General features: G+C 41.9%; 20 protein-coding genes, 2 pseudogenes and 1 riboswitch. Of the genes and pseudogenes, 17 read left to right on the top strand and 5 right to left on the bottom strand.

Annotated features, from left to right (window positions below):
* Positions 1-125 precede the first annotated feature (125 nt).
* Positions 126-494, top strand: a complete 369-nt coding sequence (locus ACH32G_RS15660; RefSeq protein ID WP_016937044.1) for an RlpA-like double-psi beta-barrel domain-containing protein — start codon at positions 126-128, stop codon at positions 492-494.
* Positions 495-559: 65 nt separating this feature from the next.
* Complete coding sequence (locus ACH32G_RS15655) at positions 560-1,603, top strand: TolB family protein (protein WP_448814554.1); 1,044 nt, start codon at positions 560-562, stop codon at positions 1,601-1,603.
* 33 nt (positions 1,604-1,636) lie between these two features.
* On the opposite strand, the gene ACH32G_RS15650 is transcribed toward ACH32G_RS15655, so the two are convergent.
* The 4 genes from ACH32G_RS15650 to gabP all read right to left on the bottom strand — a co-directional run bounded on the left by ACH32G_RS15650 (position 1,637) and on the right by gabP (position 5,348).
* The gene (locus ACH32G_RS15650; RefSeq protein WP_047476356.1) at positions 1,637-1,795 is read right to left on the bottom strand and encodes a hypothetical protein; all 159 of its coding nucleotides are present in this window, start codon (positions 1,793-1,795) and stop codon (positions 1,637-1,639) included.
* A 98-nt stretch (positions 1,796-1,893) separates the two neighbouring features.
* Positions 1,894-2,109, bottom strand: coding sequence for a cold-shock protein (locus tag ACH32G_RS15645; RefSeq protein ID WP_029575254.1), 216 nt, complete (start codon positions 2,107-2,109; stop codon positions 1,894-1,896).
* 206 nt (positions 2,110-2,315) lie between these two features.
* On the bottom strand, positions 2,316-3,854 hold the full coding sequence (cotA, locus tag ACH32G_RS15640) for an outer spore coat copper-dependent laccase CotA (protein WP_016937040.1): 1,539 nt from the start codon (positions 3,852-3,854) through the stop codon (positions 2,316-2,318).
* A 108-nt stretch (positions 3,855-3,962) separates the two neighbouring features.
* The gene (gabP, locus tag ACH32G_RS15635) at positions 3,963-5,348 is read right to left on the bottom strand and encodes a GABA permease (RefSeq protein ID WP_448814553.1); all 1,386 of its coding nucleotides are present in this window, start codon (positions 5,346-5,348) and stop codon (positions 3,963-3,965) included.
* Positions 5,349-5,560: 212 nt separating this feature from the next.
* Between gabP and ACH32G_RS15630 the strand changes: the two are divergent.
* The 13 genes and pseudogenes from ACH32G_RS15630 to guaA all read left to right on the top strand — a co-directional run.
* Positions 5,561-5,990 (top strand): annotated as a pseudogene (locus tag ACH32G_RS15630) (cation transporter); the annotation flags it as partial.
* Between the two features lie 196 nt (positions 5,991-6,186).
* Positions 6,187-7,230 (top strand): amino acid--tRNA ligase-related protein, encoded by a 1,044-nt coding sequence (locus ACH32G_RS15625; RefSeq protein WP_016937038.1) that lies wholly within the window; start codon positions 6,187-6,189, stop codon positions 7,228-7,230.
* Positions 7,231-7,315: 85 nt separating this feature from the next.
* Positions 7,316-8,578, top strand: a complete 1,263-nt coding sequence (locus ACH32G_RS15620; RefSeq protein ID WP_448814552.1) for an ATP-grasp domain-containing protein — start codon at positions 7,316-7,318, stop codon at positions 8,576-8,578.
* Positions 8,565-9,812, top strand: a complete 1,248-nt coding sequence (locus ACH32G_RS15615; RefSeq protein WP_448814551.1) for an MFS transporter — start codon at positions 8,565-8,567, stop codon at positions 9,810-9,812. Before ACH32G_RS15620 ends, ACH32G_RS15615 begins: the two co-directional genes overlap by 14 nt.
* A 26-nt stretch (positions 9,813-9,838) precedes the next feature.
* The gene (locus ACH32G_RS15610) at positions 9,839-11,083 is read left to right on the top strand and encodes an ATP-grasp domain-containing protein (RefSeq protein ID WP_448814550.1); all 1,245 of its coding nucleotides are present in this window, start codon (positions 9,839-9,841) and stop codon (positions 11,081-11,083) included.
* A gap of 63 nt (positions 11,084-11,146) precedes the next feature.
* Positions 11,147-12,172 (top strand): TauD/TfdA family dioxygenase, encoded by a 1,026-nt coding sequence (locus ACH32G_RS15605; RefSeq protein WP_327816213.1) that lies wholly within the window; start codon positions 11,147-11,149, stop codon positions 12,170-12,172.
* A 135-nt stretch (positions 12,173-12,307) separates the two neighbouring features.
* A complete protein-coding gene (locus ACH32G_RS15600) occupies positions 12,308-13,027 on the top strand; it encodes an aspartate/glutamate racemase family protein (RefSeq protein WP_448814549.1) in 720 nt (239 codons plus the stop codon).
* The gene (locus ACH32G_RS15595) at positions 13,020-14,504 is read left to right on the top strand and encodes an ABC transporter substrate-binding protein (protein WP_448814565.1); all 1,485 of its coding nucleotides are present in this window, start codon (positions 13,020-13,022) and stop codon (positions 14,502-14,504) included. Before ACH32G_RS15600 ends, ACH32G_RS15595 begins: the two co-directional genes overlap by 8 nt.
* Positions 14,505-14,523: 19 nt before the next feature.
* Positions 14,524-14,815: pseudogene (locus ACH32G_RS15590) on the top strand (cation transporter dimerization domain-containing protein); the annotation flags it as partial.
* A gap of 138 nt (positions 14,816-14,953) precedes the next feature.
* Positions 14,954-15,916 carry an AAA family ATPase gene (locus ACH32G_RS15585; protein WP_269773914.1) on the top strand — a complete coding sequence of 321 codons (963 nt, stop codon included), beginning with the start codon at positions 14,954-14,956 and terminating at the stop codon, positions 15,914-15,916.
* The gene (locus tag ACH32G_RS15580; protein ID WP_448814548.1) at positions 15,916-17,100 is read left to right on the top strand and encodes a DUF58 domain-containing protein; all 1,185 of its coding nucleotides are present in this window, start codon (positions 15,916-15,918) and stop codon (positions 17,098-17,100) included. The genes ACH32G_RS15585 and ACH32G_RS15580 overlap by 1 nt, the downstream gene beginning before the upstream one ends.
* An 18-nt stretch (positions 17,101-17,118) precedes the next feature.
* Positions 17,119-19,326: a DUF4129 domain-containing transglutaminase family protein gene (locus ACH32G_RS15575; RefSeq protein WP_448814547.1), complete on the top strand. Its 2,208-nt coding sequence runs from the start codon at positions 17,119-17,121 to the stop codon at positions 19,324-19,326.
* A gap of 163 nt (positions 19,327-19,489) precedes the next feature.
* On the top strand, positions 19,490-21,031 hold the full coding sequence (gene guaA / locus ACH32G_RS15570; protein ID WP_007408887.1) for a glutamine-hydrolyzing GMP synthase: 1,542 nt from the start codon (positions 19,490-19,492) through the stop codon (positions 21,029-21,031).
* A 196-nt stretch (positions 21,032-21,227) separates the two neighbouring features.
* Here guaA and ACH32G_RS15565 read toward each other — a convergent pair whose 3' ends face one another.
* A complete protein-coding gene (locus ACH32G_RS15565; protein WP_049628018.1) occupies positions 21,228-21,995 on the bottom strand; it encodes a GNAT family N-acetyltransferase in 768 nt (255 codons plus the stop codon).
* A gap of 330 nt (positions 21,996-22,325) precedes the next feature.
* Here ACH32G_RS15565 and ACH32G_RS15560 point away from each other — a divergent pair, with 330 nt between their 5' ends.
* Positions 22,326-22,859 carry a sigma-70 family RNA polymerase sigma factor gene (locus ACH32G_RS15560; protein WP_047476366.1) on the top strand — a complete coding sequence of 178 codons (534 nt, stop codon included), beginning with the start codon at positions 22,326-22,328 and terminating at the stop codon, positions 22,857-22,859.
* A complete protein-coding gene (locus ACH32G_RS15555) occupies positions 22,841-24,280 on the top strand; it encodes a DUF4179 domain-containing protein (RefSeq protein WP_448814546.1) in 1,440 nt (479 codons plus the stop codon). The genes ACH32G_RS15560 and ACH32G_RS15555 overlap by 19 nt, the downstream gene beginning before the upstream one ends.
* A 122-nt stretch (positions 24,281-24,402) precedes the next feature.
* A riboswitch (purine riboswitch) is annotated at positions 24,403-24,504 on the top strand.
* Position 24,505 lies beyond the last annotated feature (1 nt).

The following is a 24,505-nucleotide window of genomic DNA, read 5'->3' as shown; positions in this document are numbered from 1 at the left end:
TTTGTGTCATCAATTGAGTGCGTGTCTCCGTCACGTTGTAATGAACATGTAAAGTGATTGAAATATTATAAACGTCTTCTTGGTGTATAATTTTGCCTAGAATAAAGAATCAGGAGGATGAAAGCTTGAAGAAGTTATTCTTAGCCTTATTGATTTTAGCAGGAAGCACGCTGGGAGCGATCAGTTTCTCTTCTGATGCAAGTGCTAAAAAAGTGAACGGAAATATTACATGGTATAATGGAGTCGGTAAAAAAGGATCGTCCGGTAAAAAACTGGGACACTGGGATTGCGCGACAAAATTAGGATTTGACGTTCCGAGAAACGGAACGAAAATCAGAGCTTATGCGAAATCAAAACCGAAAAAGGTTATCACAGTATACAAAAATGATGTAGGCCGTCTGCCGAATGCCGTATTGGATGTCAGCCCGAAAGCGTTCAAAGCGCTCGGATATCCGTTAAGCAAAGGAAGAGTATCCGGACATTACAGCTATTAAAATAGACCATCTTAAAAAGCAAGGAGAATGATTCTTGCTTTTTCTGATTGACGGAGAGATTGATAATGAAGAAGAAACGATGGATTTGGATCCTCGCAGCTGCTGTTTTGGCGGCGGCGGTCATCGGAGCCGTTCTGCTGATCAAAGGAAAAAGCGGCAGCAGCGGAAAAGCCGTTGTTTCCGGCGGGCATGACAAGCTGCTTGTTTCGCTTACAGACAAAGATCTGATGACGAAATATTACGAAGACAGCCGCATGCTGTACGAGGAAAAGCTTTCGGCATATCCGGCGTTTGCGCTGGATGACGCCCACCAGGCGCTCTATTTTGTCGGTAATAATGATCAAAATGAAATGCGTCTGTATAAGCTTGATCTGAAGACGAAAAAGAAGACAGTGCTTTATAAAGGATCGGCGAGCGCTGACAGTCTGTTTTTATCAAAGGACCTGACGCACATTTATTTCCGTCTCGGTAAAGCGGATGAAGATATTTTCCGTCTCGCATCTTTTGATTTGAAAACGAAGCGTTATCAAAATCTGTATCCGGCGGCGGATGAGAAAGACGACAGTGTGAGCAGCTTCTTTTATAACCGCAGCCAAAACGATTTTGCGCTTCTGCATTATTCCGTTAAAGAGGATTATAAAAAAACGGATGAGGCAAATGAGAAGGGGATTGACCCTGAACCGACGAATATCCGGTTTGCAGCAGGGGCGGGAAAAAACCTCCAGGATCTGACCAATCTTGAACAGTTTATCAGCGACGTCGCGATGTCACCGGACGGAAAGAACCTTGTCTTTACATCTTATACACAAAAAGGGACGGAACAAAAAGCGTCCATCCGTCTGATGAATGTCAAAACGAAAAAAGATGAAACGATTATTACAAACGGGAAGGATTTCGCTCCGCTGATAGATGCCCAGCCGCAGTTTTCTAAAGACGGCAGCATCATCTATTTCATGGCGGAAGCCAAAGGCGCTAAACGCTTGAAGGATGAAACGGGGCGGAACGCGAAGGTCCGGACTATTTATGCTTATCATTTGGATACGAAAAAATGTGAAAAAGTCTGGGAAAATGACAGCGGCATTATCAACAGCTTTTCCGTTATCCAATAATGAAAAAAACACTCAGCGCCAGCTGGGTGTTTTTTAATAAACAAAGCTGGCTGCGGCTGAGGCGAGCCATTTGAAAAAACGGAGAATCGGAACGGCAAAATGGAGTGTTTCGATGAATGACTGTGCGGCAAGGTTCTTTTTCTTCCGTTTCGCCATCTCCTTCAGGTCTTTTTGCTGCTGATCGTTTTTCATGTTCATTGCTCCTTTGCATCATAAAAGGACATGATAACGCAAAGGCCTCTCATGGGACATGGAGGCCTTCTCTATGTTGAGACTCGTAAAAGGGAGGTCTAACTTGATGCCGTTTGATTGTTGTTTTGGAGATTCACCAACGAACGGACGCCGTCGATCATTTTACTGCCGCAAAGGGGGCAAGTCGGGGTATCACTGCCGGTGCCGGCAAAATTCTTTCTGCTCCAGCCGATACAGTCCTCTTTCGTGCATTCCCACGTACTGACATCTTCTTTAGGCAGCGGTTCCTGATTACGTTTGTTGTAGTAAGACATAAAGTCACTTCTTCCCTTATGAATTTTCGTGCACTCCTTCATTGTCTCATACTTTTCCCTAATCTCCTAATTCCTTTTTCTATCCATATTTCCAATGAGGGTGCATCGTCTTCCTGTTATTACAGTATATGCAAATAAGCGCCTTCTTATTTTTTCTTTTTGATAAATAAAAAAAGCCCCTTCCGGAGAAAAGGGGTGATTCTTGTTTACTGCTTATCCGTGACGTCCATCGGTCTCATCATGTCGTAATCTTCATGCTCTAAAATATGACAGTGCCATACGTAGCGTCCGCTGTAAGGAGCGAATGTCGCCGCGATTCTGATGACTTCTCCCGAGTGCGCCTGCACGGTGTCTTTCCAGCCTTTTTCACTTGGAGGAGGAGGGACGGCGGGGCCCGTATACACAATGTCGCCGAATTTGTTATAACGTTCTAAGTCAAAAGGACGCCGGTCAAGAACCTGGAAGGAAACAAGGTGCAGGTGTATCGGATGGGTTCCCCCCATCGGATTGATAATCGACCAGATTTCCGTTGTGCCGAGCTTCGGCGCTTCTGTCACAGGATCATGCCAGCGCTTGTTATTAAGCGTCAAAACCGGCCGGCCGTATTTGTCCTGCGTATTTGTGAGTTTAAGCGTCCTGATATTGTGTATTCGTTTTGAGGTCATATCAGGCATGGCTGAAAGATATTTAGGCTTCCGGCTTGTGTCTTCTCCCTTCAGCGGTTTTGTGACGCGGAACTGCATGACATTGGCGTCTGTATCCGGATCGACGTCGCCCCCGCAGCCGGTGCCGTTCGTCAGAATGATATGTTCTCCGTCAAAAGCGGAGAAATCAATCAGCACATCATACCGCTCTGCCGGGGCTAAGCTGATGGTCTGTGTTCTGACAGAGCGGGGGAGCAGTCCGCCGTCAGAACCGATTTGGATAAACCGGCCGCCGTTATTGAGCGAGAGAGTAAATGATCTCATATTTGAGGCGTTAAGGATGCGGAAACGGTATGTCCGGGGTTCGACTTCCATATACGGCCATGCTTTTCCGTTGACGAGAATGGTATTTCCGCAAAGAAACGGGACGATTGAAGGGGTGGGCAGCGTTTCGGAAGGGTTATCCGGCCCGCTCGGATAAGACAAGGAACCGTCGTCATTTAACGTGCGGTCCAAAATCATAAGCGGTACGTCGTACTCTCCGGCGGGAAGCTTCAGCTGCTTTTCTTTTCGCTCACGGATGATATACATCCCGGCAAGTCCGGCGTACACATTGAGCCTCGTGGCCGCCATGGCATGGTCGTGATACCATAAGAGCGCCCCGCGCTGTTTGTTTGGATAATGGTATACCTCTTTTTCAAAATAAGGACCCGTTTCCTTAAAATCCCGTGTGAACCAGGCTTCCGGATAGCCGTCGCTGTCAGGCGGCGTTTCTCCTCCGTGTAAATGGACGACGGTTCTGACATCAGGTTCCTGATGGCCGCTTTCTGAATGGTGAATGGTATGGTCTACGGGCAGAAAGTGCTTATCCGGCAAGTCATTCATCCATTTAACATAAATGCTTTCACCTTGGTTGACGTCGATCGTCGGGCCCGGAAACAAACCGTTATACCCCCACAGCCGGGTCGGTGGGAGATCGCGGTGCAGCTTGTGAAAGCATTCCTTCATCGTGACTTCATAATACGTGCTGCCGTCTGATTTCTTCTGCGGCTTCAGTGTTTCGATAATCGGCAGTTCATCTGCAAATTTTTCAAGTGCCATTATTCATCCTGTCCTTATCATTTATTGAATTCCTGTACTATAGATAATGCTGCCTGGAACAAGTTGGTTAAAAAAACACCCGCCCTTTTTTGAGGACGGGTGTTTCTGTTATTGCGCAACCCGGTTTGCGGAAGCGCTCTCTTTCGGTTTTTGTTTTTTGCGGAATACATATGAGGCAAGCACCAGCAGTGTAATAAATCCTGTCAGCAGAAATTCAGACCGCATTGAACTGATAAACAGCATAGATAACAAGATGGCGCAAATGGCGATGATCGTCAGGTAGGTTAAGTACGGATAAAACCACATTTTGATTTTAAGAGATTCAGGGTTTGTCCGTTCGATTTTCTTTCTCATTCTCAGATGTGAGACGGCGATGACGAGATAGACGAGCAGTGCGATCGCCCCTGATGCATTGACCAGAAATAAGAATACGGAGTCGGGAGAAAAGTAGTTCATGACAACGGCAATATAGGAGAAAAAGGTGCCGGCGATAATGGCTTGGACCGGTACGCCTCTTTTACTCAGTTTCATAAAACGCCGCGGCGCTTCATTTCGCGCCGCCAGTGAATACAGCATCCGTGACGTGGTATAAAGCCCGGAGTTCAGGCAGGACAGAACGGCTGTCAGGACGATGAAATTCATGATCTGAGCGGCTGCGGGAACCCCGATATGTCCCAAAACGGCAACAAAGGGGCTTTCCAAAATATTGGCTGAATTCCACGGAAGCAGCGTGACCACAACCGTAATGGAACCGACGTAAAAAATAATGATCCTCCAGACGACTGAGCGGGTCGCCTTTGTGACGGATTCGACCGGGTTTGACGTTTCTCCCGCTGCGATTGCGACGATTTCAGATCCCATAAAAGAGAAAATGACGACGACGATTCCGAGCAGAACAGAACTTGGGCCATTAGGGAGAAATCCGCCGTTGCCTGTCAGATTTTCCAGCCCGACCGGTTTGCTGCCGGGGATGATTCCGAAAATGAAAGCAAATCCCGCGATTAAGAAGACAACGATCGTCGCTACCTTCACTAAGGAAAGCCAGTATTCAAATTCACCGAACGATTTAACTGAATAAATATTCGTCAGTGTTAATAGCACGGTCAGAAGCAGACTCGTCAGCCATAACGGAATCCCGGGGAACCAGTACTGTATGATTCCGGCGCCCGCAATGGCTTCAATGGCAATGACGATGACCCAGAAAAACCAATACAGCCATCCGATGGTATAACCGGCCCACGGTCCGATGGCGTCATGCGCGTACTGTGAAAACGAACCGCTTGTCGGGTTGACGGAGGACATTTCCCCCAGCATCCTCATAATAAAAATCACTAATAGTCCTGCTAATGCGTAGGAGACAATCGCTCCGGGTCCGGTGGAATGAATGACGGATCCGCTTCCGACAAATAATCCGGCGCCGATCACGCCGGCAATTGAAATCATGGTCATATGCCGGGTTTTTAATCCCTTCGATAAAGAATTAGGCTGATTCATTCTTTGCCTCCTTTTGGGTTGTTTTATGCTGAATATTCCGACAAATATTATTCTATCATAAATGCATGAGACATTTGTTAATGATGTTAGAAAATGTGACTTCTTTTCTCATCCGTACACAGAAAATGACGCAAGGTGTTTCTATAGACCCACTGTGGTTCAGTGATGTATCTCAATAATAGGAAAATGCGAGTAGAGAGGAGTTTATTAATATGAAGAGAAATGATGAACTGAAAAAGGGAGAATCCGGGACAATGGTGTTCTATCTGTAATGAAGCTGATCATCGGTTATGTTTTTCACTCAGAAGCACTTACTGCAGAGGTTTAATAATAACTGACATTATTGTTTCGGTGGCTGTAATAATCGTCCTGCCATCTCTCAAAAACCTCCTGAAGTAGATCATCCATTCACGGCCGCTTTCGGGCGGAAACGATCGCATCGCTTATCGAATCTTTTATTATGAGAGTTGTCGGACTGCAAGTGCTGTTGGAATTTATTTTTTCTGCTAAACAAGAGATGCCAAAAGCTTGGACGACAGCAGGCCTGCCAGTACAATATTAGGCCGGTCAAAAAAGTGAAGAGCCAGGCGCTCCTTGCAGCTGGTAATAATAAATGTCGAGGCATTCGTCAGTATCAGCACGTTATCGGAATTACAGGAGAGAACAGATAATTTGTACTATTTCATATATTTTTAATTGACAGAATCATTTCGTTATAATAATCTGTTTTCTGTAAATGTATTTAATTACAAATATACAATTTATTCTTATTTTTGTAATTAAATTAAAAGATTATTTATATCTATTTACTAATATTCAGAATAGGAAGGTGTAACAAATGAAGGTTGAAATTGAAAATTTAGACACTAGACAACTTGCTTATAATGAAACTTATGCATGGACTTCAACTCTTTTAAAGTCGCTGAGAAATTCAATGGATTTATTTAAGTTTGACGAAATTGTTCCAACTCCCTTTTCTAGAAGATATGAGCCAGGTGCCAAGCATTCAGTAATCGTACTAGGGGATAAAACTTTACCTGACATTAGAGAAAATGGGGATCATGACTCCTCCTCTAACTCAAAAGTTGAGGTGGCAGGTGAACAGTATTACTATATGAGTGTTAGTCATGTTGTAGAAAAACAGATGGCAACGGAATATTTACCTAAGGTTTATTGCCTTGCCCCATGCCTTCGATTATTGATGGAAGGGGAAGAGCTATCTGCAAAACATATTTATTCCTTCTTTCAATTTGAAATTGAATGGAGAACTGAGAGAATGGAAGATGTTTTCGATTTAGGGGAGAAGATTCTCTATGAAGCAGGCAATAAGATTTTATCTCTAATTGATAATAATGATAATTTGACGTTAACTCCTTTAGCAAAACGCAACACAGAGAGCTTGGTAAAAGGCTCATATCCTAGAATAACATTTGAAGAAGCCTTAGAAAGAGTAGGACGATCTAAAGATTCAGAAGGGGATCTTACTTCTGAAGAAGACGCACTTCTCTCTAACCAATTCGACACACCTTTTTGGATTTATAACTATCCAGCAGGAGTCAGAGATTCAATTTATCATGAAAGTCCAAAAGGTGTTTTTCAAACTTACGATTTAATGTTACCTTTTGGCTACGGTGAACTGACTACCGGGGGTATCCGTCCAACTAGCGGAGAGGAGATTATTAACCAATCAAAAACTCTCGGCAATTCTTATCATCCGGAATATGCTCAATGGAAAGATAAATCACAAGTACAAACAGCTGGATTTGGAATTGGACTGGAGAGATTGTTAAAGTTTATCTCTGGCGCAGAAAGTATTTTAGATTTCATTCAATATCATGATGCAGGTCCAAACACGACGATTACACGTCCTATTCAAAAATAATAACTTCTAATAGGGGAGAGGGTAAGGAATTAAATTCTGACCCTTTTCTTTCTTTTGAGTGTATAGAAGGGAGAATTAGAAAAACGTGAAAACCTTATTTGTTATTGATTCTTCTGTTATTGGGCCAGAGTATATTGTAAAAGCGGCAAAGGAAATGAATCTGAATGTTCTGTTCTTGACAAACTTAAATAGTCAGGAAGGAGATGCACTCTCTCAACTTACATCTTATAAGTTTATTAATTGTAATACTAATTCTTTTGAAGAACTGTATGAAATTATAAAAACTTTTCCAAAAGAGGACATTGCAGGAGTGATCTCTTTTTTAGATAGTAAATTAGAAATTTGCACTAAATTATGCAGCGCTTTAGATATAAAGGGAATTGATCCAAAAATTGAATTACTTAAGGATAAGGCTTATGTCAATGACATTATCCCAGAATTTACGCCGCTATCACTTTCTTTCACTACAGGGGCGATTCCTTATTCAGAGATAAAAAAAATGTTATCAGCTTCACAGAATGGATTGATACTAAAACCATCCTTTGCAGCTGGGGCTAAAGGTATAAGTGTATTAGAGGATGAAAATGATATCGAGAATATAGAAAAATTATTTGATAAAACCTTACCTAAGCATCTGCACCCTGACGAATATGTCGTTCAAGAAATAATAGACGGAGAACTTGTAAGCTTAGAGGGATACGTTTTAGAAAGTAAAGTAATTCCAATTGGAGTAACTGGCAGAAGGAAGACGGAAAATGCAGAATCGGTATTCATATTCCCTTATCATTCTATAGCTCAGAAAGAATTGTGCAAGATTGTTCAAACTCTAGTGGAGAGGAGCGGGTATAGCAGAGGATTTTTCCATACTGAATTTATTGTTTCAGAAAATCAAGTTAAACTAATAGATTGTAACTTTGGAAGGCCTGGCGGAGCAAATATTACTGAGATTATAGCTTGTTCATACGGAATTGAACCGCATAGTATTTACCGACAAGCAATGGAGTTAGTCCTAAATGAAAAAGAGATCATTCCTGCGGCCTTTTGGGGAGAAGAATGTAAGGAGAGCTTAGGGATAGCATACGGAATTCCTAATCAAGATAGAGTACTTGAAATTAAGTATGCAGAAAATATGAAATCTAAGCATACACAGGCCCAAAATTTAGGGGACATCGTTTCCGCTATGGGAAGCAGTAATTGGAGTTGGCTTGGAATGCTCTCTGGACTAAGGGAAGACGTAATTAAAGATGTAGATTCTATAAGAGTAAAAACTCTACATAACGGATGGATAAAACCTGTGTACTATAATATGGAATTAAAGGAGCCTTTAGACTATCTTGAAAAAGTCTAATAGTATCTATACATCTAAATTGATTTGGTTCCTTGGGTGCAGATTTGTATCAACAGTATCCGAACAACTTCTGCTATTTGCTATCCCTTTATTAATTTTTCAATACACCGGAGAAGCGTCCAAATCAGGATTAGCATTTCTTATAGAGTGGTTGCCGGCAGTATTATTACTCCCCTTCATAGGAGTGCTTGTAGATACTTATAAAGAAAAGAAACTTTATATTATTGGCGATAGCCTGCGAGCATTGGTTTCCATATCAGGCTTCTTATTATTAATCTATATGCCAAGCCAAACATTTATTATACTTTCAGTTGCAGCATCTTTGTTCGCTATTTTAAACTCATTAAACTTTGTCACATTAGAAACAACTATCGGGAGGAACTTTGATAATAACGATATTCCCCGCATCCAATCGTTAATCCAAGGATTGGAGCTTAGTTCTCAAGTGATAGGACCGGCTTTGGCAAGTATATTGGTTCTATTTATAAAAGAGATGGATTTTCTTATTATTACTGGTATTGCATTTGCAGTGACAGGTTTCGGAGTACTGGGTCTTCCCAATAAGGCTAAAAATCTGGTTGTTAGGGAAACGAAGTCCATTAAACGAGTTCTAGTAACAATTGGGGATGGGTTTAAGTTTATAGCTAAAAATTTCTTTCTTCGGCTGTTGGTACTGGCAACAATGCTTATTAATCTTGTGATGGGGACTGTAATGGCTTTAAATCCAGCTGTAGCCCAAGGGGTTCTTGGTGCAACATCTAGAGAGTATTCATTTTTGGCGATGTTTGGCGGGATCACGGGATCTATAGTGGTTTTGTTAATTCCTGTATTTTTGAAAAAAAGTAAGAGTATTAATAATATAGGCATAGCATCTATTGTGTTATTAACATTATCCGGCGTCATTTTGGGAATAGCCAATCAATTTTACATTTATGTTATCGGCTACGCCCTTTTGGTTTGTGGAATAGGGATTTTTAATGTATTTCTAAGAACAGAACGAGTTAAGTTAATACCGAAACATCAATTAGGTAAGAGTATGGGAACTATTGTTTTCTTTAATCGTCTAAGCCTGCCCCTTGCTGGATTAATAACTTCTACCTTTACTAAAATTACAGGACCTCAAGAAGTAATATTAGGAGTTTCGATTTTTTGGATTGTAGTCAACTCCACAATATTTACTTATTATTTTTATAATAAACGTCATGCTGCCCAAAAAGATGTTTTAGAATTATAATATGAAGGATAAAGGGGACTAGTATAATGACTAAACACATATGTATTATTAATCGCTGGTCAGTAGGATGGGATTCTGAAAAACCTGATTATGAAAAGATAATGAATCATAACGAATATAAAGTAAGTTATATTGTTGACGCTGAAGGCAATAAAGGTTTATCTCCAAATATTTTAGAAAATTCTATCATAGAGCTTGTTGAGGATATTAACTCTTTGGATAACATTCGGACAGCATTTGAAAAGATTGAAAAAAAAGGAGGAAGTATAGATCGGTTAATAGCTCTGAGTGAATGGGATATATTGAATTCAGGGAAATTAAGAGATGAAAAGGGATTAGAGGGTCTATCTTTTGAACAGGCTCTAAATGCCAGAGATAAGGTAAAGATGAAAGAGATTGTCAGTCAATCCGGCTTAAGAACTCCCAAATTTAGTAAATGCGACAGTGTAGAGGAGTTAGAACAATTTATTAACCAAGCAGGCTTTCCTATTGTCATAAAGCCTAGGAGAATGGCTGCTAGTAAAGGAGTTCATATTCTTCATAATCAAGAGGAGTATGAAGAAATATTGCCACACATAGAATTTAAGGACTTGGAATGCGAGGAATATTGTGAGGGAACAGTATTTCACGTTGATGGATTAGTAAAGGATAATCAATTAAAATTTTGTATTCCGTTTCGGTATATCAATCCACCAATAAAATTCTTTCAACAAAGTCCATTGGGAGCGGTTTCTGTAGATAAGAATGAGACTATGTTATATGAGGGGCTCATCGACTTTACCCAAAAGACAGTTAATGCCTTGGGAATAAACAATACGATGTTCCATCTTGAACTAATTGTAGATGAGAAAAGTGACAAGCCCGAACCTATTTTTATGGAAATTGGAGCCCGTATGGGAGGAGCAGATATACCAAGATGTGTAAGCCTATTGATTGGCAGAGATGCTGTAACTGATCAGTTAAAAGTTGAATTAGGGGAAGAAGTTTCAGATGTGCGGCTGGATGAAGGAGTATCTTCAGGCTATCTCTTAATTCCTTTTCCAGCAGAACTGCCTTGTTTAATGGAAAAAAACACTTCATTTAAAGGGAAATTGTCAACTTTAGTAGAAGAGTATTTACGGAGTAAAGGAGACGTACTGGATGGAAGCGGCGGATATTTGAAGATTCCGGCCAGATACATCTTTAAAGGGGAAACAAATCAAGTTTATAAAGATGTAATGAATGCTATCAAAGAACATCAGTATGAATATAAAAGCTTTGTAAAACAGTAATATTATAATAAAAAATAATTTTATAAGATTCATTAACTTGAGTTTTGGAAGGGGAAGATTAAATTGTCAACCTTGCTTACCGAAGGAAAAAGTTCGTCTCTAGGTATGAGTGAAGGTGTAGTTTTAGAAATATCACAGGCTGAAAAAGAATTAATTGAGAACTTAATAAAGGATATTAATTTCAATCCAAATGCTATTAATAATTCTGCCCTAAATAGATTACAATTTGTTTCGCATAATCTTCCAGACAGAGTAAAGAGTGCTCTAATTAATTTCAAGCGAAATTCTAACAGAGAAGGAACGATTTTATTTAAAAACTTGCCTACAGACGATATTTTACCTCAGACTCCTGATGATGGCAATCCTTCTTTGGATAAGATCTCCTTTGTCAGTGAATTATGTCTAGTGCTATTCATGCTGTATATGGGTGAGCCGATTGGGTATGCTGATGAAAAAAATGGACAGCTCATTCATGATATTTGTCCGATTAAGGGGAAAGAAAGCGGTTTGGAAAACTCTGGATCGAAAGTCTTTTTTACTTATCATACTGAAGACGCTATACATCCTTACAGACCTGATCACCTTGCTTTATATTGCTTACGATCAGACCATAAAAACGAAGCACAAACAGAAACTGCTTCTATAGTTAATGCTTTAGAATTACTGCCAAGTTCAGTAGTATTAACATTAAGAGAGCCTCTGTATAAATTAAGCCCGCCTGCTTCATTTAATTCGGATGACTTATCAAAGATCATACCCGTGCTTTCAGGCAGCATTCAAGCACCAGAAATGGTTATACATTGTTCCTTAATGGAAGGAATAACTGAAGAAGCAAAATGGGCATTGGAATTATTAAAAGAAGCATTAAGTAAGGTTTCTATAAAAGTACCTCTCTGTCCTGGGGATCTTATTATTATCGACAACCGATTAGCAGCGCACGCTCGCTCATCTTTTACCCCACAATACGATGGGAAAGATCGTTGGCTTCAAAGAATGTTTACAGTGAATGATTTAGGCCGATCTAGTTTTAGCAGAAGCCCTGGCAGTCATGTTTGCATACCTCTAAAATATGAACTTAAACTAAAGTAAATTATAGTCGTTTTATGCAGTTAGCTTAATATAAATTTCTTAAATCATACACTTAGAATAAATTTTATCGTTTAACTAAGTGTATGGTTTATTTTAATTGTTAACCTCTAAGATATTAACAAGGAGAGAACCAGAATGAATAATAGTGAGGTTTATAAAATTGGAATTCTTGCAGGGATGGGACCAAGATCAACAGGTCCATTTTTAGAATCTGTTCTGGACTGCTGTGAAAATTTATATGGAGCAAAGTTCGATGATGATTTTCCCCACATGATAATATATTCGCTGCCAACACCTTTTCATCCTAAAAAAGCGATTGATGACAGCGAGATGTTAAAGGCATTAAAAGTCGGAATTGACTCACTAAACAATTCTAATTGTTCGATTATAGCAATACCTTGTAACGTGGTTCATTCATATTATAAAGAATTGTGCCAAATGACACGTATACCTATATTAAATATAATTGATGAAACAGTAAACGAATTAGAAAATGAAGGAAATGCAGTCGGCTTACTTGCTACAAGAGGGACTGTGGAAAGCAATTTATATCAAGAAAAACTAAAGTTAAAAGGTAAAAATGTATTTTGGAACGATGAGTATCAAACAAGAGTTGATGAATTAATTTTAAAAACTAAAACATTAGGAGTTTGTTCAAAAGTAACGGATGAATGGAAAACGATAGAAGATATTCTTTTAACAGAAGGGATAAATGAAGTAGTTTGTGCTTGTACTGATTTATTTTTTTGTACGAATCATACTAAACTCAAGATATATGATTCTTCTCAGATACTAGCGAGAAGACTAGTAGAAAGATATATAAAAGAGGGCTTGGAGAGTGGGAAGAATGAATAGTACCTTGAAAGTGGGGGTTTCGGCTATTTCTAAAAATATCTCTCCTTTTAATATTTATTCATGTGATTATGAAATATGCAGAGCTCTTTTTCCTCCATTATTTAAGATGTCCAAAGAAGGGCATTTATTGCCTAACATTATTGAACAATGGGAAATTAATGATTGTGATAATGAATACCTCCTTGTACTTAGAAAAGATATTTACTTTCACAATGGCAGAAAGGCTTTAGCTCGAGATATTGAGTTTTCTTTATGCAGAGGAATGATGAAGGGGGCAAGATCCACCTTTTCAGAATTACTATCCGATATAGAAGGTTATGAAGAGGTTAGTCAGACAAATAGATATGTTCCGAATATGTGTTCCGGCATAAAGGTTTTTGATGATTACAGACTAAAAATAAAATTGAAACATCTAAATTTGCTTTTTTTAAAATACTTTACTCGAAGTGCCTTAAGTATTGTTCCGCGAGAAGAGTTTTTAGAAAATGATCTCTGGGTGTGGAAAGACAACCCTATAGGAGTAGGGGCTTACTGCTATGAAAGCCTAAGTGAAGACTCTAAGGTTTTGACTTTAAAAAAGAATGAGGATTACTTTGAGGAAAGAATCGATTCTTTTGATAAATTACAGTTTGTGGTATATACAGACGTAAGTCAAGTTGATTTATTATCCGAAGCAGAAAATCAAACAGAAAACGAGTTTGAAATTTTGAAAAGCCCTATAAGCGTCACAATAGCTCTAGAATATTTTGTGTTACATGATGAAGATAAAATGTGGAAGGAATTAAGAGGTTTAATTAACTTAGCAATAAACAAAGAAGATCTATTATCCAGCATACCGAAATCAGAGAGATCAATATATTCGCCTGCTCATAGTTTTTTACCTGAAACTATATTAGATATGCCTGATAATGAGGAAGAATTAACAAATTTTAATTTTCAAGCTGCTAAGGAAAATTATCTTTTGAAATGGGGGTATATTCCTCAATTAAGTATCATTGTTTACAATAACTATAGTGAACACTCTCATTTGCGAGAAATGCAGAACAAGCTATATCAATTATTGAGTGCCAAAGGCTTCGACGTAGTTAAAACAGAACTTTCTTCCTTAAATGAAAGCCTTTTAGATACTCAGCAGCATATATTAGTCAGTTCCTCAAGTTTTAACTATAATGATCCGGAAGATTTATCTTTATTTTTCAGCAGTGATAAAGAAATCTATCGTGCGAATACTGAAACTCTTATTCATATTAGAGGTCTCCTCAAAGATGCGAAAAAAGAAATTAATATTAATAAGAGAAATAACATGTATAGAAAAGTAGAAGAATTAGTTATAGAAAACAGCTTAGTGTTTCCTATAGCTTTAACCTATGAATCTTATCTATTTCGTAAATCCAAAATGGATGGAAAAAGTTTTTTTGATCAATTTTATCAGCCTGCATATGAATACATAAAACCATTAACATTGGAAACGATGTAATCCTAAGGTGAACTTAACCATTGAGTTGCAAATCTGCCTTGCTTGGATTGATACAGTCACGGCGTGTGATCGGTCTCCTTATTTGCAAAACGTCTTGGGGTATTTTGAAAAGAACCGGCGTCAGCCGTTTAAAAGGTATTAAAGCGGGATATCTTGGCAGCTGCGTTTATATTGATGTCGTCATTGAAGTGCCGTCTGATCTGAATATTAAAGAGAGCCATGATATCGCAAATGAGATAGAACGCAGGATGAAAGAGGAACACGCCATCGACCATTCACACGTTCATATGGAGCCTCTTCAGCTGAAATAAAGCTTCCTTTCTAAAGGGGGCTTTTTTGCCTTTTCGGACTGAACACAATTCGCTGAAACGTTTTTTTATACTAATTATATTTTGTGGTAAAGTTAGGTTACAATAATTGAAATTTGAGAGATGACTAGGGGGAGAAGAATGGCTTATAAAGAAGAGCTGCATCCGCTGCTGGAGAAAGCCGTTGAGCATATTGAAAACATCATCATAGGAAAACGGGACATCGCCATACTCAGCCTGGCCGCCATTCTCGCAAAAGGGCATGTACTGCTGGAAGACGTGCCGGGAGTCGGAAAAACGATGATGGTCCGCGCTTTGGCCAAGCTGATCGGAGCTGACTTTAAGAGGATTCAATTCACGCCGGATCTTCTGCCGTCAGATGTGACGGGTGTCTCTATTTATAATACGAAAACGATGGAATTTGAGTACCGCCCCGGACCGATTATGGGGAACATCGTGCTGGCCGATGAAATTAACAGAACCTCGCCGAAAACGCAGTCTTCTTTGCTTGAGGCGATGGAAGAGGGAAATGTCACGATTGACGGAAAGACAATGCGGCTGGCCGAGCCGTTTTTCGTCATGGCGACACAAAACCCGGTTGAATATGAAGGAACGTATCCGCTTCCTGAAGCGCAGCTTGACCGGTTTTTATTTAAGCTGCGCATGGGCTATCCGACTGCCGAGGAGGAGCTTCGGGTTCTGTCTTTGCAGGAAGGGCGCAATCCGCTCGAAACCCTCGAGCCCGTCATTTCTAAAGAACAGTTCATCACCCTCCAGCAACAACTGGAGCAGGTGCGGGTAGATGATGGAATTAAAGCGTATATCGTCGGCATCACTCAGCATACCCGCCGGCATTCGTCCGTACATTTGGGCGTAAGTCCGCGCGGTTCGATCTCATTAATGAAAGCCGCGCAGGCGTACGCGCTGCTTCATGACCGCGATTACGTCATTCCTGATGACGTCCAGTATTTGGCTCCGTATACGCTGCCGCACAGAATGATCTTGACTGCCGATGCGAAATTTAATGATGTCACGCCGGAAGCGGTTATCGAAGACATCATGCAAACGGAAAAAGTTCCCGTTCAAAGGATGTCGGTCCGCTAATGAGAAAGAAAGTGCATTGGCTGTTATACGGCTGGAAGCTGCTTATTTTGGCCGTGCTGACGGCGGCGGTCTTTTCTTATGCCATGTTTCAGGGCGGATTTGTGAGCTGGTTTTTATTTTATGCGTTTTTGCCGTTTATCGTTTACGCCGGGCTGGTCGCCGTGTATCCGCTGCGGGCGTTTCAGGCGGCGCGTGAGATTTCTTCCGCCCGGTTAACTTCTGGTGACAGACTGTCTGTCACCATCAGGCTGACGAGGCGCCTGCCGTTCCCGCTGACATATATGGTCATTGAAGACGTGATGCCGGAAACGCTTGGCGAGAGGCGCAGTGCAAAACAGCTCGTGTTTCCGTGGTTTCAAAAGAAGCTGACGTTACAATATGAGCTGCCGCAGGCGCCGCGCGGGGAGCATCATTTCCATACGATAAGAGTGCGGACGGGAGATGTTCTCGGGCTCTTGGACAAGACGGCTTCATTTTCCGTAACGGATACGGTCTTAGTATTCCCGGCGTACGGGTCTGTTCATGATAAGCAGCAGGCTGCATCAGGCGAAGAAGGTGCGGGTGCCGGCACGCCATTTCAGGTTCACCGCTCCGCAATAGCCGCGGGCGTCAGAAATTATCAGCCGGGCGACCGGTTTTCCGCTCTCGACTGGAAAACGTCCGCGCGGCGCAATGAACTGATGACGAAGGAATTTGACCCGCTGCAGAGCACGGATATGATTTTCCTTTTGGACTGCAGGCCGTCTCCTTCATTTGAAGCCGCGGTGTCAGCCTCAGCATCCCTGCTTTACACGGCGCTTGTGAAGGGCTCTCCCGCAGGATTTATTTCATTAGGGAGCGACCGGACTGTTTTTCCCGTCCGGGAGGGAGAAGAGCATTTCAGAAATGTGCTGCGTTACCTGGCATCAGCTTCTGAATCGGAAGAAGCTGGTGCAGGCGGGCGTTTAGGAAAAGAGCTGGCGGATCCGCGTGTCCGCAAAGCTTTTATTGCCGTCGTGACGGGCAGTCTTACAGAAGATCTCCTCAAACAGGCTGAGTCCGTCCGCACTGACATGACGGTGTTTTTGGCGAAAGAAACGAATGCCGTGCTTTCGGAAAAAGAACGGAATCTCGCTCTCATCTTCGCTCAAAAGAATATCAAGGTGCAAATGATCAGGGACAAACGGGTGTCCCATGTTGTTTAGAAAGAGAGGTGGCGCGCCATGCCGCATGACGAGAACCAGGGAAGCAGGCTGAGTCTGCTGCTGTTTTATTTTCTCGCTTTTTTATTGTTGTGGGAATGGCTCAGGCCGCTGCACAATTTTACGGATACAAAGCATACCGGTTTTTTCATCGTCTTTATCGGTTTGGCATTTCTGCTGTCATTCTTCCGGATGAGGTGGTACGTCACCGTGCCGTCCTGCATTCTGTTTACGTTGATCAGTATTCACATGCTGTTTTATAAAGGATCGGTTTTTCAGCCGGAATGGCTTGCTTCTTTTTTGCGGGACGTGATGCTGAATGTCCGGCACATCGGAACCGGAAGATGGAATGATATGAACCCGTCATTCCGCACACTGCTGTTTTTTGTGCTTTTATGGCTGCTTGTGTATTTGCTGCATTATTGGGTGATCTATCAGCGGAAAATCTTATTCTTTTTTATCATGACGGTGGCGTATATTACCGTACTTGATACATTTACTCCTTATGATGCCGCATACGCCGTCATCCGGATCGTTTTTATCGGCTTTTTGATGATGGGGCTTTTGTATATGGAGCGCATCCGCTTGACAGAACACATAGCATTTAAAAAAAGATTGATTTTCAAATGGTTTCTGCCGCTGGCGCTGTTTATCTGCGCTTCCGTCGTGTTCGGTCTGGCGGCTCCGAAATCAGATCCGAATTGGCCGGACCCCGTGCCGTTTCTGAAAAAAATAACAAATCACAAAGAAGTGCCCGCCGCTGAAAGCAAAATCGGCTACGGCAATCATGATGAAACATTGGGCGGCCCTTTTCAGCAGGACGATACGCCGGTTTTTACATGGAAGGGAAAAGAGCGGTCGTACTTCCGGGTGGAAACGAAAGATACATATACGGGAAAAGGCTGGGTGGAGACCGACCAGGGCATGTCCTATAAACTGAACGGCGGCAATGTGGAAGACATATGGTTTGACCGGAGTGTGCAGACGAGACGCTATACGGCACAGGTGTCCATTGATGAAAGTTATCTTTATAATCACGTCATGTATCCGATCGGCCTCTCCAATATTAAACCGAAGCACTCGATTCAGCTTGAAATGAACGGAAACACCGAGCAAATCACGCCGATCAGTGAACAAGTGGGCAACATCCGCAATATGGGACGGTACACGGTGACTTTTCACGCGCCCGTCTTTAAGCTGAATGATCTCAGAAAAGTGAAAGTGAAACGATACCGTGAGCAGAACCAATTCAATGATCGGTATTTACAGCTTCCGGACAGCGTTCCGGAAAGAGTGAGACAGCTTGCGGACAGGCTGACGCGGGATCATCATAATATGTTTGACAAAGCGAAGGCCGTCGAGGACTATCTGGGATCTTCCGCATTTTCGTATGATACGCAGGATGTCGCCATTCCGGAGCACAATCAGGATTATGTGGATCAATTTCTGTTTGAAACGAAAAGAGGTTATTGTGATAACTTTTCATCGGCTATGGCCGTGCTGCTCCGATCTGCGGGTATTCCCGCCCGCTGGGTGAAGGGTTATACATCCGGCGAGTATAAAGGCGCAGGCGACCATAACGGCCAGATTTATGAAGTCACAAACAACAACGCCCATTCGTGGGTTGAAGTGTATTTTCCCGATCAGGGCTGGGTGACGTTTGAGCCGACGAAAGGCTTCACCAATCCGACGGAGTTTACGTCAGAGCAGAATCAAGCAGCGGGAAAAGACAGCGGGGGCTCAGCGGGGAATTCGGATACACCGTCTGACAAGCAGCGTCAGGAAACAAAGCCTGAAAAAGAAGAAGCACCGAAAAAGCGGGAGCACAGTGCGGCACCGCATCCTGTGATCCGCAACAAAACCGCGGCACAGCTGTGGCCGTATGCAGCCGTCATCATCGTGATTTCAGCCGCGGCGGTGCTCGCCTGGCTGCTCCGCGCGCGCTGGATTCCGTACGCTGCAGCAGCCAGACTGAAGCGGCGCACGGATGAAGACGTCTTTTTCGACGCATATGCCGCGCTGCTCCGCCAGCTGAAACGAAAAGGATTCAGCAGAGGAGACGGAGAAACGCTGCGCGATTTTGCCGCGAGGATTGACGAGGCATACGGTACAAACGACATGTCCGAGCTGACGCTGCGCTATGAGCGGGCCTTATACCGCAGGGATAATGCCGCGGAGCTTTGGAATGAATCAGGACAGTTGTGGGAAAATATAATTAAAACAAGATAGTCTTGACCGCATATCGTCCTGTTGTTAGAATAAATGAATGTTAAATGGGAGCCCGGGAGCGTTAAAAAGCCGGGCTTCCGTACAAGTCTTGCGCGACAGAGGGCTGAACGTTTGTCCTCCGTTTTTTCTGTGTCAAAAACTTAGAGGAGATTAGGTGACAACCATGACGAAGTTAGTGAATGAAATGATTCTTGTTCTTGATTTCGGCAGTCAGTATAACCAGCTGATTACCCGCCGGATCCGTGAATTTGGCGTATATAGCGAGCTGCATCCCCATACGTTGACAGCTGAGGAAATCAAAGAAATGAATCCAAAAGGAATTATCCTTTCAGGCGGACCGAACAGTGTATATGATGAAGGATCTTTCCGCTGTGACGAAAAAATCTTTGAACTCGATATTCCTGTATTAGGCATCTGCTACGGCATGCAGCTGATGACTCATTATCTCGGAGGAAAAGTCGAGGCGGCAAGCCAGCGCGAATACGGAAAAGCGAACATTCAGATTCAAGGAACTCCTGACTTGTTCAAAGATCTTCCGGAAGAACAGGTTGTGTGGATGAGCCACGGCGATTTGGTTGTAGAAGTTCCTGAAGGCTTCACTGTTGACGCAACAAGCCATCACTGTCCGAATTCAGCGATGAGCAAAGCGGACAAGAATTGGTACGGCGTTCAGTTCCACCCGGAAGTGCGCCACTCTGAATACGGCAATGATCTTCTGAAAAACTTTGTCTTCGGCGTTTGTGATTGTGAAGGCAAATGGTCAATGGAAAACTTTATCGAAATCGAAATGCAAAAAATCCGCGAAACAGTCGGAGACAAGCAGGTTCTTTGCGCGCTAAGCGGCGGCGTTGATTCCTCTGTTGTGGCTGCTTTGATTCATAAAGCGATCGGCGACCAGCTGACTTGTATTTTCGTCGATCACGGCCTGCTTCGTAAAGGCGAAGCGGAAGGCGTCATGAAAACGTTCAGCGAAGGCTTTAATATGAATGTCATTAAAGTTGATGCGAAAGACAGATTCTTAAACAAGCTGAAAGGTGTTTCTGATCCTGAGCAAAAACGCAAAATCATCGGCAACGAATTCATTTACGTGTTTGATGATGAAGCGGACAAGCTTAAAGGCATCGATTACCTTGCGCAAGGAACGCTTTACACGGATATTATCGAGAGCGGTACTGCAACGGCGCAAACGATCAAATCTCACCACAATGTCGGCGGACTTCCTGAAGATATGCAGTTTGAACTGATCGAGCCGTTAAACACGCTCTTCAAAGATGAAGTGCGCGCGCTTGGCACAGAGCTCGGCCTTCCGGATGATATCGTATGGCGTCAGCCGTTCCCTGGCCCTGGCCTTGGCATCCGCGTACTTGGCGAAGTAACGGAAGAAAAACTTGAAATCGTTCGTGAATCAGACGCGATTCTGCGTGAAGAAGTGGCAAACCACGGCCTAGAGCGCGACATCTGGCAGTACTTCACGGTTCTTCCTGACATCCGCAGCGTCGGCGTCATGGGAGATGCGAGAACGTATGATTACACAATCGGTATCCGTGCCGTAACATCAATCGACGGCATGACATCTGACTGGGCGCGTATCCCTTGGGATGTGCTTGAAGTGATTTCAACACGGATCGTCAACGAAGTGAAACACATCAACCGCGTCGTGTATGACATTACGAGCAAGCCGCCTGCAACGATTGAGTGGGAATAGTCAAAAGAAGCTTAGAATCCTTGGTTTATAAGGGTTCTAAGCTCTTTTTTTCTTTTATAGCAACAATTGACCCAATATTATTAATTGAACCGTGAATTTTAAAAACTCTCTTGGAACAAGTATTCCTTAATGAGATAATAATTAATGTTGTTTTAGAATAAGGTTTGTTCAAATTAAGCAAATTAAAGGAACCTCCTTATTCAAATACAACCATTTCACCGACATCTGTAAATCCAAATCGCTTATAGATATTTTTTCCATCATCTGAAGCCTGTAATACCACTGGTTTTTGTTTATCCTTTGTTTGATTTAGAAGAAATTGAAACATTTCACTGCCAATTCCTTTACCTCTAAATGTTTCTTTTGTCATCACATCATAAATACCATAGCTATCTTTGGTTTCTATTAATAAACCAGTAGTTACAGGCATTTCATCTATGCATCCAATAAACATTTGAACTTCTGAACCTAATTTTACTTGTGAAAACCTATTAAAATAACTTTCTAATGCATCTTTTTCTGGTGTTCCCTCAAATAAGCTCATGAATACGTCTATATATTTTAAAAGTTCTTCATCATTTTTCACAGCAGTAATCATAAGCTGATGGGAAATTCTTTGCCCGGCATTAAGAGTATTTTCAAGTTTCATCATTACATTACGTTCCGCTTCTTTTAGATCATATTCTTGTATAAGTTTAGTCCAATCCTCAGTTAAATACTGAGCATCAATCCAAATACTAAAGGGATATTTTTTATATGAAAAATTATCGATTCCATGTCTGATCTTAACTGTATTTTTGATATTTGGAGATTTCGGCAATATTACATTGAATGTATCAGTAGGAATTTTTGTATTTGCTATGATGAAATCTTCTTCCTTTGTAAGCTCTCCGCTAACTGTATGAGTAAATGATTTTAATTTTTCTTCCAAATTGTTTATGACTAATTGTTGATTTGTAATCATGTTTTTGCACCTTTCAATTTGATTTAGTGCGCTTTTTTTATTATAAGGTCAACTAAAACACTAAAAATACAGTGTTCACAGTATTTCCCCCCTCCCATAATATTCAGAACACGGGGGGAGCAATATTTTTATGGTAACTTCTAAATGAAGGAACTGCAAACACCCCAAAAGGCTTGATATTCAATAAATTAATTCTTATAATGTTTAGAAAGCATTGAGTGGGAATAAATCAATAAAAAAACGCCTCTTTTTAAAAAAGAGGCGTTTTTTTTTATCTTTTTGAAACCGTTTTGCCCTGATTCATATCTAACAGCATAGGAGGTGGATAAGGTGAAGGAAGAACGATTGATCAAAAAGGCGAAAAAAGGTGATGCCTCAGCCTTTGAAAAACTGATCACAACCCATCAGGATACTTTATATAAAACAGCTTATCTCTATTTGCATCACAAAGAAGATACGCTGGATGCAGTACAGGAAACGGCTTACAAGGCTTTTCTTCATATCGCGCAGCTGAAGGAGCCGAAATATTTTAAAACGTGGCTGATCCGGATTTTGCTTCATACGATTTTTGCAATGAGGAAAAAGAACGGAGACGTTATCCCGTTTGAGCCGCAACATGATACACGCGCGGAGAATAAGAACATTGAAGAATACATAGATCTTCGGAATGCCCTGGAAACGCTTGACGAACATATACAGCTGACCATTCAGCTTTATTATTTTCAAGACTTCTCGATTGCCATGATCGCTGAACAGACCGGTATGGCGGAAGGCACTGTAAAAACGCATCTCCACAGGGCGAGAAAAGCATTGAAGCAGGAGCTGGAAAAGGAGGATAAACAAATATGGAAAAGCATCAAATGAAGCAATTGTATCAGGACATTGACGTGCCGAAAGCTGAATTGAAAAACGTGATACATAGCGCCGCTGTCCGTGCCGGAAAAGAAGGCGCCGTCAGACGGAGATGGGGACGAAAAGTGATAAACAGCCTCGCGGTTGCTGCTGCTTTGTTTATTCTGTATCTGTCCTCAGGCTTGTTCATGCCCTCCGTTAATACGGCTATGGGAAACATCCCTGTTGCCGGGCAGATTTACAGGGTATTTCAGGATAAGGCAGGTTCTGCGCTGTTTAAAAGCAATTTGGTGACAAAACTGAACGAGAAAGCGGAATCGCGCGGGATTACGGTTACAGTGAAAAGTGTGTATTACGACAGCGGACAGCTCGTTTACAATTTTACCGTTGACAATTTGAAATCTGATGAGGAGGATATTCCTTTTGAAGTCGATTATAAAGACAGCCGGAATATATTATCTTTGGATTATGACAGTCAGGGCATGAAAAAAATGAAAGACGGGCAGTACGGGGGGCAGCTTCGCTTGTTCACAGACGGTTCAAAGCTGAAAGACGGTGATAAGCTTCCGCTTGTCATTACAAAAATCAAGGACATCCCCGGAAACTGGCGCTTTACACTCCCGATTAAAAAACAAAAGTCCGTTTCTCTTGAAGGAACGAAAGCTGTGAATGTAAACGGGTTATACCGCTTTTTCGATATCCGGGCGGAAAACGGAACGATGGGATCGGCTCTCCTGTATTCAGTCGACTTTCAAGATGCAGCTAAAAATGATGCCATCTCGATTGACGAAGCAACGGATGATGCAGGAAACCATTATGAAATGACGTTGGCGGCTATTGAACTTGGCAGCAGGAAGAACCTTCCCGGCGGAGGGAAAAGAGTACGCGGCCAAACTCAATTCAGCAAACCGATAGACCCGAAAGCGAAAACACTTTTCATAACGGGTGATGTAAAATCAGAATCAGAGCCTGGAGAAATCGTCCCTCTGAAAACAAAACTGCCCGCCAGCTATGAAACGAAACATCATCATGTCGGTATCACCATCAAAAAGATTAAACAGCAAGTCAGACGGGTAATTGTCGATTATCAATTCAGCGGAATTAATCTAAGCAAGGCGGATGAAGATCAGCTGATGAATATCGGTGAGACTATCGGTCTCGGCAATACGAAAAAAATGAAAACATGGCCATCGATTAATGAGTATGAAAAAGGCTATTATCTGAAAGGGAATAAGGCGAAAGTCACGAATCTTAAAACGGGTGAAATGGAATCCGTTTTTGAATTAGATGATTCATCCGATAAAGAATATTCATTGCGCGATTTCTCATTCGAATCATACGCTTTGTATGTCAATCAAACGGCCATGAACATTTTAGCAGGTGACGGCAAGATTACATTCTCGGTGCCGGTGCGGACTGCGGATGGGAAATGATGTCAGGAAGGCGGCTTTTGCCGTCTTCCATTATTGGTCAATTGACGAATAAACTAATTTTTTTAAACAAGATTGTTCGTTTTTTTATTGAGTTTTCAAAATTGAATTGATACAATAGACTCAGAAATCAAATATGCAGATATCGTATAATGGCGGGGATATGGCCCGCAAGTTTCTACCAAGCTACCGTAAATGGCTTGACTACGGATCAATCTCAATCGTTTG

This window comes from Bacillus sp. CIS52 (assembly GCF_053545315.1).
The sequence above is the reverse complement of the archived record's forward strand: the minus strand, read 5'-3'. Positions and strand labels throughout refer to the sequence as shown.